The sequence below is a fragment of the Brachyspira pilosicoli P43/6/78 genome (genome assembly GCF_000325665.1).
Taxonomy (GTDB): domain Bacteria; phylum Spirochaetota; class Brachyspiria; order Brachyspirales; family Brachyspiraceae; genus Brachyspira; species Brachyspira pilosicoli.
This window is the reverse complement of sequence record NC_019908.1, coordinates 1,851,859-1,864,797: the sequence shown is the minus strand read 5'-3', so window position 1 is coordinate 1,864,797 and position 12,939 is coordinate 1,851,859. Positions and strand designations below refer to the sequence as shown.

The 12,939-nt window shown below is 26.7% G+C and carries 13 protein-coding genes; 9 read left to right on the top strand and 4 right to left on the bottom strand.

Annotation, left to right across the window (positions count from 1 at the left end; all coding sequences use genetic code 11):
* Positions 1-285: 285 nt before the first annotated feature.
* From BPP43_RS08305 to BPP43_RS08295, 3 genes are read right to left on the bottom strand one after another with little or no spacing between them, the layout of a single operon-like run.
* Complete coding sequence (locus BPP43_RS08305) at positions 286-1,377, bottom strand: DUF3810 domain-containing protein (RefSeq protein WP_014932051.1); 1,092 nt, start codon at positions 1,375-1,377, stop codon at positions 286-288.
* 50 nt (positions 1,378-1,427) lie between these two features.
* On the bottom strand, positions 1,428-1,976 hold the full coding sequence (gene rsmD, locus BPP43_RS08300; RefSeq protein WP_013244186.1) for a 16S rRNA (guanine(966)-N(2))-methyltransferase RsmD: 549 nt from the start codon (positions 1,974-1,976) through the stop codon (positions 1,428-1,430).
* Positions 1,977-1,996: 20 nt separating this feature from the next.
* Positions 1,997-2,671, bottom strand: a complete 675-nt coding sequence (locus BPP43_RS08295; protein WP_013244187.1) for a hypothetical protein — start codon at positions 2,669-2,671, stop codon at positions 1,997-1,999.
* Positions 2,672-2,870: 199 nt separating this feature from the next.
* Between BPP43_RS08295 and BPP43_RS08290 the strand changes: the two genes are divergently transcribed.
* The 6 genes from BPP43_RS08290 (at position 2,871) to BPP43_RS08265 (ending at position 9,640) form a co-directional block, all read left to right on the top strand.
* The gene (locus BPP43_RS08290; protein ID WP_013244188.1) at positions 2,871-3,308 is read left to right on the top strand and encodes a bactofilin family protein; all 438 of its coding nucleotides are present in this window, start codon (positions 2,871-2,873) and stop codon (positions 3,306-3,308) included.
* 22 nt (positions 3,309-3,330) lie between these two features.
* The gene (gene map, locus BPP43_RS08285; protein ID WP_013244189.1) at positions 3,331-4,125 is read left to right on the top strand and encodes a type I methionyl aminopeptidase; all 795 of its coding nucleotides are present in this window, start codon (positions 3,331-3,333) and stop codon (positions 4,123-4,125) included.
* Between the two features lie 83 nt (positions 4,126-4,208).
* Complete coding sequence (locus tag BPP43_RS08280) at positions 4,209-5,003, top strand: tetratricopeptide repeat protein (RefSeq protein ID WP_013244190.1); 795 nt, start codon at positions 4,209-4,211, stop codon at positions 5,001-5,003.
* A gap of 12 nt (positions 5,004-5,015) precedes the next feature.
* The gene (locus tag BPP43_RS08275) at positions 5,016-5,978 is read left to right on the top strand and encodes an acetylxylan esterase (protein WP_015274690.1); all 963 of its coding nucleotides are present in this window, start codon (positions 5,016-5,018) and stop codon (positions 5,976-5,978) included.
* A 427-nt stretch (positions 5,979-6,405) separates the two neighbouring features.
* Positions 6,406-8,397, top strand: a complete 1,992-nt coding sequence (locus BPP43_RS08270; protein ID WP_015274689.1) for an ATP-dependent helicase — start codon at positions 6,406-6,408, stop codon at positions 8,395-8,397.
* Between the two features lie 472 nt (positions 8,398-8,869).
* A complete protein-coding gene (locus BPP43_RS08265; protein ID WP_015274688.1) occupies positions 8,870-9,640 on the top strand; it encodes a 4Fe-4S binding protein in 771 nt (256 codons plus the stop codon).
* Between the two features lie 230 nt (positions 9,641-9,870).
* Here the strand turns inward: BPP43_RS08265 and BPP43_RS08260 are convergent, their stop codons facing one another.
* Entirely contained in the window at positions 9,871-10,383 is a 513-nt protein-coding gene (locus tag BPP43_RS08260) for a PaaI family thioesterase (protein WP_013244193.1), read from the bottom strand.
* A gap of 130 nt (positions 10,384-10,513) precedes the next feature.
* Between BPP43_RS08260 and BPP43_RS12330 the strand changes: the two genes are divergently transcribed.
* Genes BPP43_RS12330 through BPP43_RS08250 form a run of 3 tightly spaced genes read left to right on the top strand, consistent with a single transcriptional unit; the run spans position 10,514 to position 12,859 of the window.
* On the top strand, positions 10,514-11,095 hold the full coding sequence (locus tag BPP43_RS12330; protein WP_252832302.1) for a glycosyltransferase family 2 protein: 582 nt from the start codon (positions 10,514-10,516) through the stop codon (positions 11,093-11,095).
* The gene (locus BPP43_RS12325; RefSeq protein WP_252832301.1) at positions 11,070-11,681 is read left to right on the top strand and encodes a hypothetical protein; all 612 of its coding nucleotides are present in this window, start codon (positions 11,070-11,072) and stop codon (positions 11,679-11,681) included. Before BPP43_RS12330 ends, BPP43_RS12325 begins: the two co-directional genes overlap by 26 nt.
* Before the next feature lie 50 nt (positions 11,682-11,731).
* Positions 11,732-12,859 (top strand): glycosyltransferase family 2 protein, encoded by a 1,128-nt coding sequence (locus tag BPP43_RS08250; protein WP_051013562.1) that lies wholly within the window; start codon positions 11,732-11,734, stop codon positions 12,857-12,859.
* The last annotated feature ends 80 nt before the right edge of the window (positions 12,860-12,939 follow it).

The window sequence follows — 12,939 nt, the reverse complement described above, 5'->3', positions numbered from 1 at the left end:
TAATTATCACTTCTTAGTTGTGCGGGGGAGTGCTTTTTAATGTACAATTAAATTATAAAATTTATAATAAAAATGCAGTTCTTCGCGAAGCGTATCCGAAGGATATAAGCTTCTTTTATACCAATACCACAGGCACTTCCTTCGGTCGTCCTAAAGGACTCCCTTTGGTCGTAAAAGAAGTGAGGTGCTACCCTACGGGCACGCTTCGCATGGGGCAAAGCCCTGCAAATATTGAAAATTAAAAAATATAATTTTTTATAAACTTTTTTAGTATATAGTATCTTATCATTGTAAAAAACCTTTGCTCATATTGTAATAGATTAAAAGTTTTACTACTCTCGAATAACTCTTTATGCCGTGTATTTGATTGTTTGCTTTTAAATATGTGTCATTTACTTTATGGCTTATATTAGAAAGTTGCCCTCTGTATTGATTCCAAAATTCATAATTGTATCTTATCTCTTCTTTGGTTTTTTCGTTGAGGTTTGAAATAAGCATAGCATAATTTTCATCTCTGTTAAGTTCTGATAAAACATATAATAGTGCTTCAAAAGCTCCTGAATATTGTATAAATAAATCACTATGTTTTGAGCAGGCAAGATATGCAATAAAATTAGCTTCATCTTCGTAGGCGATTCCTATTTTATGTGCCATTTCATGGGCTATAGTATAAGGCATAGATGTATATGGTATAAGAGTATTAACATTTGCTTCTGAAGTAAATGGTGAGTATATTCCTGTTATTTGAAGTCTTAAAAAAAGTTTTGATATTTTTATTGGCTTTGTTCTTGAATAATACATTTCTAAATATGGAAACTCTTCAAAAACTTTATTATATTCACTTTCAACCATTCTGTTTAGAGCTTGATAATTTGTATTGATTGAGGTTTCATATTTCATTTTCGTTTGCAAATCATTTAAATCTTTTATTAATAACTCTGCTAATGAATATAGTTTGTTATACGCTTCTTCATCTGTGATATTATTATTTTCAAAGAAGTAATTTTGATAATTATTTATAAGAGGAAATCTATAATAATTTAATCCCCATACAGACATAAAAACAATATATATAATAATTGCAATACACACTACTACATATAAAAAGTTAAATATTAATTTTAATTTTTCTTGTCCAAATATTATTTTTTTTATAGAGAAAACAAAGAATAAAAGAATTAATATTATAAAAATAAATAAAAGTATTTCAGCAATAGAAAAACTAAAATTTGATGTTACTTTCCCAATACTTCCTGATATAACTTTATAAGCTTTTCTAGAATAAAAATTTTCTATAAACTTTGGTGATAATGTGAGAAGTTTTAATACAATGGCTATAAATATTATACATATTAGAAATGTGATTTTGTTTTTCATTTTTTTATTATAACCAAAATAATTTTATTTGTAAAGCTTAAAAAATTGAATTACATATTTCTAAAAATTATTAAAACGCTCTCACCGTATGTTTTTATTTCGTAGTTTATATTTTGATCGTATTCTTTTATTTTCTCTAAAAAGCTTTTATAGTATTCAAGCCCCATTTCCACAAATAAATATCCATTATCATTTAATAATTTTCTTTCAAATATATTTAAAAATACTTCATAATAAATTTTCGAATGATAAGGCGGATCAAAGAATATTATATCAAAAGTATCATTAGTTCTTTTAACATAGTCATCTGCAGATACTCTTTTTATTTTGTATTGATTTTCTTCAAATATATTTTTTGCATTTGTAAATATTGTTTTAACAGCTTCTCTATCTATTTCTATAAAAGCAGCAAACTTAGCTCCTCTGCTTAAAGCCTCAAACCCCACAGCACCGCTTCCAGCACAAAGGTCTAAAAAAGTTTTATCATTAGCATCTATTATATTAAATAAAGCCTCTCTCACCTTTCCCTGAGTAGGTCTAAAATCCCTCTTTGGTGTAATGATTTTTTTATTTTTTTTGTATCCAGATATTATATGCAATTTATTATCCTTATAAAAAATCAAACATATAATACTCTAATCTGAGCAAAAGCGGCATTAACATTCAAATAAAGTATTTTGTCAGAAGTACCCATAACAAAGTTCATCTCTCCAAAACTTACACTATCCCCAGTAGGTATTGAGATACTGCCGAATGCACTAGAAGCTTTTATATGTATTTGTATATTTTGATTAATTAAAATAACTGTATCAGAAAAAGCACAATTAACATTAACATTTTTATTTCTGTCAATTTGTATATTTGATAAATCTATTGTAGAGCTTTTAAAATTAATATTATAATTTTCTGTTTTATTTTTTGGTAATTTATCTCCAACATAATAAACACCAACTATAATATATATTCCAAGAAATATAATAATCATTCCTATAATCATTCTAAATATAGGAGTGTACAATATAAAAGGCATATTTATATTAAGAGCATATCTTATTAAAATATAAAGTCCTGTAACAATTACTGTGAGAGCTATTATAATTTTTGATGCGTAAAAACCTCTTCCTAGTATTATTGCTATGCCCCATACTATAATTAATATAGATACTATTATTGTAAATACAGGTACATATGCTAATGCTGGTATATATATATGAAAGACATACTGAAGCAAAATATATGCTCCGATGATTAAAACTAAAATTCCTATTATAGTTCTTGAAAAAATAAATTTCATAATAAGCCTTTTAATTAATTTGTATTCAATAATATTAAACAATATTCATTAAAAATCAAGTTATTTTATATAATGAAAAAAATTTAATTATTTTAGTATAAAGTGGTTAAAGTTATTATTGATAAGTATATATAAACTTGACATTTTAGTTTTATACTTATAAAATCAAAATGAAGTATAAATTTGGAGTGTGATTATTATGTCAAAAAGAGAGATGATTAATAGTATAATAGGTGAAGGTTCATATTTCAAAGGAACTTATATAGTAAAAGGCTCTTTTCAAATAGACGGTAAATTTGAAGGAGATTTAAAGATAGACGGGCATTTAATAATAGGTACTAATGGTAAAGTAAAGACAAGTACTATTATTACAGACAGCATAACAATAGCAGGTACTTTGATTGGTAATATATCAGCTTCAAATGAAGTAGTATTAATAGAAACAGGAAGAGTTTTAGGAAACATAGAAGCTCCTAAGATAGATGTTGGAGAGGGTGCTGTTATACAGGGAGAGATGACTATTACAGGCGGACAAAAAAAGAATATTACAAAAGTGGTAGAAGATTCTTTTAGCGATAAAGTTGAGGCAGAAAATACTTTTGAAAATACAAATGATACAGAGAATCAATCAAATTGATAAATAAAGGAAAGCATTAAAAATGGCTATTAAAATAAAGACACAATCAGAAATAAATTTGATGCGTGAAAGCGGACATATATTAGCAAATGTGTTTAAAGAAGTTTCTAAACTTGTTGAGCCTGGCATATCTACAAAAGAGCTTGATAAGTTTGTTTATGATTATATAAGAAAGCAAAATGCAAAGCCTTCTTTTAAGGGTTATGGGAATCCTCCTTTTCCTGCTTCTATATGTGCTTCTATAAATGATGAAATAATACATGGCATACCTAGCAAAAAAAGAGTATTAAAAGACGGCGATATAATAGGTCTTGATATAGGTGTTTATTATAAGGGTTATCATTCAGACAGAGCATTTACTTTTAAGGTTGGTAATGTATCAGCAGAAGCTTCAAGACTTGTAGACACAACAATGGAATCATTTTTTAATGGAATAAAACAGATAAGAGATGGTGTTCATTTGGGAGATGTTTCTTATGCCATACAGAAAACTGCAGAAGATGCTGGTTATTCTTTGGTGAGAGAGTTTAACGGTCATGGTGTTGGAGCTAATTTGCATGAAGAGCCTGCTGTGCCTAATAGAGGTAAAAAAGGTTTTGGTCCTGTGCTTAAAACTAATATGGTAATTGCAATAGAGCCTATGGTTAATATGGGACATCATGCTATATATATTGAAGATGATGATTGGACTGTTGTTACAAGAGACGGTTCTTTATCTGCTCATTATGAACATACTGTTGCTGTTAAAGAAGACGGTGTTGAGATACTTACTGCTTTAGAAGATGATGAGATAGTTAATAAATATATGAATAGTTAAAAAAATATATAAGATAAAGTTTTATTATACCGATATTTAATAATAAGAATTTATAAAAACTATTATTTGCAGTGTAATATCTTATGAAACATTTTGTATTTATATTTTTATTTTTTTGTTTATCTTTATATTCTCAAACAAATACAGCTATTACAAGTTTAAGAATAGATACTAACTTTTTTATGTCATCTTTTGACGGAAAATTGCAGCCTGCTTGGGTTTATATAGGGGAAGCTAAAAGGGCTATAAATGAAGGTAATAGTTCTTATGCTTTATTTATTATGAACAAAACTTTATTATATTATCCTGAAAATGCTGATGCTCATTATTTATTAGGTATGATATATGAAAGTGAAGCCGGTAAGCCTTCAGAGCAAGGCGGAATTGCTACATATCGTTTGGCTGTAGAAGAATATAAAAAATCTATACAATATGCCAATAATCTAACTATACCTTCTTATAAATATGATGCTTATTTTAATTTGCTTGATATATATGAAAAGCTTATAGACCAAACTAATTATTCTCAAACAGAACAAGAGATTATTAATATGGCTGAGAGAAGCTATAATAAAATGGAGAAGGGAAGAATATATTTTAAATTGGCAGAGCATTATGATGCAAGAAACAGAAGAACATCAGCAATTGATTATTATAGACAATCATATTTGAATGGCTACAGACAAAAATTATCTTTATTTAGAATATCTATAATATATAGAAAGATGCGTAATTATGTACAAGAGAAAGAAACTCTTATGCTTGCAAGCGGATACAGTTTTGAAAATGAAGAGCCTTCCAATTTTGAAGTTGAAAAGATTATTATAAACAGATTAGAACAGCTTAAAAATGTAAAAATACCTAGAAAAATATATTAATAGGAAATAATAATGGCTTTTTTTGATTTATCTATAGATGAACTTTATCAATATAAAGGAAGCTCTACAGAACCAAGCGATTTTGACAGTTTTTGGCTTAACACTATAAAAGAAAATAATCATAAACCAGAAGCAAAATATAATTTAATACAAACTCATTTAAAATTTTTTGATGTTTATGAAGTAAGTTTTTTGGGTTACAATAAGCATACTATAAACGGCTGGTATATAGCACCAAAGAACAGTGATAAATTAACTTGTATAGTTCAATATTTAGGATATGGAAACGGTAAGGATTTGCCTATTAATCATATAGTTTTTCCATCTGCAGGATATAGTGTATTTGTGATGGAGACTAGGGGGCAGGGTGCTGAAGACGGCAATGGTGCTTCTACTATTGACCCTGAAGGCTATGGAGTGCATGCTGACGGATTTCTCACAAAGGGCATATTAGACAAAAATGATTATTATTATAAAAGAGTTTTTATAGATGCTCTAAAAGCAGTAGACGCAGTTAGAGAACATCAATCAACAGAGAAAATTGTTATAAATGGTTCTAGTCAGGGGGGAGGAATATCATTAGCTGCATGTGCATTAAGTGAGCTTTCAAATATAAAAATAGATGCAATGATGGCAGATGTTCCTTTTTTGTGTGATTATAAAAGAGCTTCTACAATTACAGATACTTTGCCTTATAATGAAATAGTGAGATACTGCAAAACAAATAGAGATAAAGAGAATATAGTTTTTAATACGCTTTCATATTTTGACGGAGCATTTTTTGCTAAGAGGGCTAAAGCAAAAGCATTATTTTCTGTAGGTCTTATGGATATATTAGTGCCTCCTTCAACAGTATTTGCTGCTTATAATAATTATGCAGGAGAGAAGTCTATTGAGGTTTATACTTTTAATGGGCATGAAGGCGGAGACAATTATCATATAGAAAAGAAGCTAGATTTTTTGAGCAGATTATAATATTTTTAAAGTATACTAAAACAAATAACTTTTATCACTTTCTATTTTTTACAAATATATTATTTATTTTTAGCACATTTATTATAAAACTACATTTAAATATAGATTAATAGTTTGCTTTAAATATAAAATATAATTATATACTTTAATATTAATTTTGTACTTGCACTTTTTGGTTCTTTGACGAAGTCCGCACAGCGAGCTGCGGGAAAAAGAACAACAAAAAAATTAATAGAAAATTATTGTTTTGTATGTTGCTACTAAAGCGTGAAAAGTTAATAACATATCTATAAAAATTTATAAAATATAATAGTTTATACATACACTATTTTTAATAAGCAATTACTATGCTTGTATATATTTCGTTATAATATATAATAAATTTCCAACTTATAATACTTATAATAATAAAGGTTTTTTATTTTTTATGGCATTAATGTTAAATGAAGAGCAAAAAAAAGCTGTAGAGCATATTAATGGACCTATGCTTGCATTAGCCGGTGCAGGAAGTGGTAAGACCAGAGTAATTACAGAGAGAATTGCCTATTTAATAAAAAACGGAATAGACCCTAGCAATATACTTGCTGTTACTTTTACAAATAAAGCTGCTAATGAAATGCGTGAGAGAATAGCTGCTTTGCTTAAAGAAAAACCTAAACAATTAGTAATAAGTACTTTTCATTCTTTTTGTGTGAGGGTGCTTAAGCTTGATATAGATAAATTAGGATACAAAAAAAACTTTAGTATATATTCTTCTTCAGACAGCAGAACTCTTATAAGAAATATTTTGAGAGAGGTTAAAGTAAATACTCTTAATTATGATGAAAACCTCTTTGCTTGGTATATAGACAGATACAAAAACAATTTAATGAAGCCAAATGAAGTAGTGCCTCATGATGATTTGGAGAAGATTGCAAAAAGAGTTTATGAGGTTTATCAGAATTATTTGAAAGGGTATAATGCTGTTGATTTTAATGATCTTATTAATTTAACTATTGATTTATATATTAATTTTCCTGATGTTTTAGATAAGTATCAAGAGAGATTTAAATATATTATGGTTGATGAATATCAAGACACCAATTTAGCACAGTATAAACTCACAAGCCTTTTAGCTTCAAAATATAAAAATATAGTTGTAGTAGGCGATGATGACCAGAGTATATACGCTTTTAGGGGTGCTGATGTATCAAATATACTTTCTTTTGAAAACGAATATCCAGAGGCTAAAATAATTACATTAAACAAAAATTATAGAAGCACTAAGGCAATACTTGAAGCGGCACATGCTGTAATAAGCAACAATACGCAAAGAAAAGCAAAAGAGGTTGTTGCTGTTAATGATGAAGGTATACCTCCTGTTATTATGCCCTGCGAAGATGAGAGAGATGAAGCACAGTTTATAGCAGAAAATATCACACAAACTGCAATAAACAAAAATTTAAACTACGAAAACTTTGCCATACTTTTTAGAATGAACTCTCAGTCGCGTATTTTTGAAGAGGCTTTAAGATTTAGAGGCATTCCATATACTGTTGTTGGTGCTTTTCAGTTTTATGAGAGAAAAGAGATTAAAGATATACTTGCATATTTAAACCTATTTGTTAATCCGGAAGATGAGGTTTCTCTTTTGAGGGTTATTAATATACCAAAAAGGGGAATTGGTGCTGTTGCAATTAATAATCTCAATGAAATAAGTATAAAAAACGGAGTATCATTATATCAAACATTACTTGACTATGAGAATATAGATGATATACCTCCAAAGGCAAAAACAGGAATAAAAGATTTTTTGGATATCATTCATTATTATAATGAAATATTTACAGTTGATAAAAACACATTAGAAAAACCAAAGCTCTACGAAAACATTAATAAATTTTTAGATACAATTGCATATCATAATGAAGTATTAAACTCAAGCGATACAAAAGAGCAGGGAAGTAAAAAAATAGAAAACATTGAATCTCTAATGAACGGTATAGCTGAATATGAGAAAGGAAATAAAAATGCTACTTTAAAAAATTATTTAGATAGAATACTTTTAATGAGCATAGAAGAAAATAATGAAGAAGAGAAAAAGAAAGGTGTAATGCTTATGAGTATACATGCTGCAAAGGGTTTAGAGTTTCCTTATGTTTATATATGCGGCATGGAAGACGGCATACTTCCGCATCATAAAAGTTCATCAGAGAGAGAGATAGAAGAAGAGAGAAGACTTTGCTATGTTGCTATGACGAGGGCAAAAAAGCACCTCACATTAACATATTGCATGAAAAGAAAAAAGCAAGGAAGAGATGTTGAATGCACTCCGTCAATATTTTTGGAAGAGATGAGAAAAGGCCTTCCAGAAGATATGGCGATGGACGAAGAAGAGTTTTTTTCAAACCTCAAAGCCACATTGAAGCCAGATTCTTAATGAATTTTATTATATTTAAAAATTTTTAAATACTATTTTTATATTTAAAATATTTGCAGGGCTTTGCCCTTAACGAAGTACACACCGTGCAGCACCCCAGTTCTTTTGCCGACGCTCTGCGTGCCGTATGCAAGGCACCTACTCGGTATTGGTATAAAAGAACCTTATATCCTTCGGATACGCTTCGCGAAGAACTGCATTTTATTATAAATTTTATAATTTAATTGTATATTAAAAGGTATTCCCCCGCATGTATAAGAAGTTATAATTAAAAACATGGCATTACCGTGCGGCAAGGTGGTACAGCTCGTACGCGGGAAAAGTTGAATAAAATAAAAACTTAAATTACAAAACATACTTCTTTAACTATATACTAAAATTTTCAAGTTCGTTAAAATTTAGTTTTTATGCATATTGATAAACTCAAAAACTTTATTATAATTAAGGAAAATTATGTTTGGAGTTTTTTATTATGAATATATATAAAATTGTTTTTAGCCCAACAGGCGGCACTAAAAAAGTTGCAGATACGGTTGCTTTGGAAATTAGCAAAAATAATAATGCAAGTATAGAAGAAGTTGATTTAACTGATTATAATATGGACTTTTCAAACGTAAAAATATCTCAAGATGATATTGCTATTATTGCAGTACCATCTTATGCAGGCAGAGTTCCAGAGGTAGCATCGAAAAGAATATCTCAAATAAAAGGTAATGGAGCTAATACGGTTATTGTATCTGTTTATGGTAATAGAGATTATGATGACACTTTAATTGAACTTTATGATATAGCAAAAGAATTAAATTTTAAAGTTACTTCTGCTGTAGCTGCAATTGCTAAACATTCCATAGCTTATAAATATGCTTCTAACAGACCAGATGAAAATGATATAAACAAGCTTAAAGAGTTTGCTTCTAAAATAATAAATGCTTCTGACTTTTTAGATGAACATAAATTAAAAGGAAACCGTCCATATAAAAAAGCAGGTAAAGTGCCGTTAGTACCTAAAACTAAAAATAAATGTAATAATTGTAAATTGTGTGCTAAGAAATGCCCAGTTCAAGCAATAAATATTAATAATCCTAAAATAATTGATAGAGATAAATGCATATCTTGTATGAGATGTGTTTCAATATGCAATTACTCAGCTAAATATATTAATAAGATTAAGTTAGATTTAGTTCATTTGGCTTTGAAAAAATCCTGCTCTAAAGCAAAAAATTATGAATTTTATATTAATTAAAATGAACTGCATTTTTATGAAATATAGCCAAAAATATATGATATTATTTTATATGAAACTAAAATATTTGCACTTTTTGCAACTTTTTGCGGCGGGAAAAAGTTGATAAAAAATTATTCTTTCAATATACATTGAAAATTTTTAAGTTTATCAAAATTCAGTTTTTATTGTTATCGGGAGCTAGTCTCCGAATATAATAAAATTTAAGAAATTAAAATAAACAAATTTAATTATGGTATTGCTATAGTTTGAGGGTCTGTTTCTTTTTTCTCCACATACCAATCTTCTTCACTATTTGGATCCATTTCTGCTATTTGCTCTAAGCTCATACATATGTAATTGCCTTTTGCTGTTACGGCTACTGTGTCATCATTAAGAAGTATATACCCTTCTCCTTCATACATTCTGCCATTGCCGTAAGTAATCTTTCCAATTATTCTAATCTCTTCATTAATTGGTACAGGTTTTTTATATTTTGTTGTAAGCGTTGTTGTTACTCCCCATTTATCTTCACCGGTATAAGGCATCATTGCTCTTCCTATAGTTTCATCTAATATAGCAGCAAGTATTCCGCCATGCACTCTTCCCGGGTATCCTTGATGATAATCTTTAAAAGTTACCAAAGCACAAAGTGATTTATCTTCAAGTTCAAAAAACTCTGCCTTCAAACTTAAATCATTTTTAAATCCGCATACTAAACACATTCTTGAATTGTTCTGTTTATTTAATACTTTTAATTCCATAAAAATCTCCTTGCTAATTACAAACAAATATAATTATAACATTATATAGCTAAAAAGTTAATTGTTTAATAGACTAAAATATGAACTTATATTATAATATTAATATATCAAAATAAGAAGGTTATTTTATATGATAAAGGTTAGTGTAATAATACCTGTGTATAATGTAGAAGAATATTTAAAAGAGTGTTTAGATAGCGTTATAAATCAAACATTAAAAGAGATAGAAATAATTTGTATAGATGATTGTTCAACAGATAGTAGTTATAGTATACTTGAAGAATATGCCAAAAAAGATGGCAGAATAGTATTAATTAAAAATAAAGAAAATATGGGAGTTGGATATAATAGAAATATTGGCATTAAAGAAGCTAAAGGAGAGTATATAGGGTTTATAGATTCTGATGATTATATATCAGAAGATTATTACGAAAATTTATACAATACTGCAAAAAAATATAATTCTGATGTTGTTAATACTTTAAATGTTTCTAATGATAAAGAAGGCAATATATTTAATTATTGGTGTCATATTGATAATTTTGTTAAAATAAAAAAATATTATGAATATGAATCTAATAATTTATTTAATAATGTTGATTTTTATTCTAAATATTTAGTAACATTTAATCCTGTTAATAAAATATTTTTAAAAAAATTTATTTTAGATAAAGATATTTATTTCATTGAAAAAAAAACAAAATGCTGCTGAAGATGCAGATTTTATTATTAGATTATTTTTAAACTCTCCAAAAGTATCATTTAATAATCATTCAAAATATTTTTATAGAATTAATTCAAATTCTTCTACTTCTATGTCTTATAAATATTTAAAATATAATTTATCTGCTATAGAGTATATGGAAAATACTATAAATTATTGCAAAGATAAATTTCCATCATATTTAAATTTAGTATATGCTAAAGTATGGCCTTCACCTTTATATCAATTTTATATAGCTTCTAAATCTGTACAAGAGGAATTTTACCCACATTTATATAATTTTGCAAAAAATATAATTTTAAGTTGTGATGATTTTGATTATAAAAATCAATATAAATATGATGAGTATATATTAATAAAATCAAATGAAAATTATAATAAATATTTATTAAATAAAAGAATATTTGATAGAATAAATGATTTAGAATATAAAATTAATAATTTAAAAGAAGATATAAAAAAAGCTGATAATTGGTTTAGATTATTTGGTATTAATAATTCAAAAGATTGTTTAATTCTTATTTTATTTGGAATAAAAATTTCTATTAAGAAAAAAAATGATAAAGATATATAGATTTAATTAGTCTGTTATATTATAATACTTCAAATTTGATAAGGAATTTGATGATGATTAAAATAAGTGTAATAGTACCTGTTTATAATGTAGAGGATTATTTAAAAGAATGTTTAGATAGCATAATTAATCAGACATTAAAAGAAATAGAAATACTTTGCATAGATGATTGCGGAACAGATAACAGCATTGATATATTAAGAGAATATAGTAAAAAAGATAATAGAATAAAAATAATTAGTCATAAAGAGAATAAAGGTTTAGGTCCTGCTCGTAATACTGGTATAAATGAAGCTAAAGGTGAATATATATCTTTTATAGATTCTGATGATTTTATTTCAAAAGATTATTACGAAAATTTGTATAATACTGCTAAAAAATACGACTCTGATATAGTAAATACATTAAATATTAAATTTTATAAAAATAAAAAATTAAGAAAATTTATTTATACGTTTAATGAAAAAGAATTTGAAAGCACTTGGAATCTAAATGATATAGAAAATGTTTATAGTGATAAAGCGATTGTTCCATATGTTTGGAATAAGCTTTATAAGACTTCATTTCTATTAAATAATAATTTATATTTTATGGACATGAAGTTTGGTGTTGAAGATGCAAATTTTACTATAAAATTAATGGCACATAAACCAAAAATTTCTTTTAATAATAGGTCTATTTACTATTATAGACAAAGAGAAAATTCTCTATCAAATTCAAATATTTTGAAAATCACACCTATTAGTGCTAATAATGCAATAATACATATGAATAATGCTTTAAATTATTATAAAGAACATTACATTGATTTTTTAGATGATATTTATTTAAAAGTATTTATACCAACTTTAAACTTTTATTCTGCCAGTTCGCAAAAAACTAAAAGAGAATTATATCAAAAAATTTATGATTTTGTTCAAGAACTTGATATAGATAAATCTAAAATTAATAAAAAGAGTAGTTTTGAAAATGATGTATTTAATGAGTATTTATCTATCAAAATTAGTAAAACATATGATGAATATTTATTTAATAGTCATTTACTTAACAGAGTTAAATATATAGAAAAAGAAGTATATAGTTCTAATAATTGGTTTAGATTATTTGGTATTAATAATACAAAAGAGTATTTAACTATAATTTTATTTGGTATAAAAATTTCTATAAAGAAAATATAACATTATTTAAAAATACAGATACCCAAGCATTAAGCTTAGGTATCTATGATTTTAATAAAAAATAGGTTATATTATGAAGT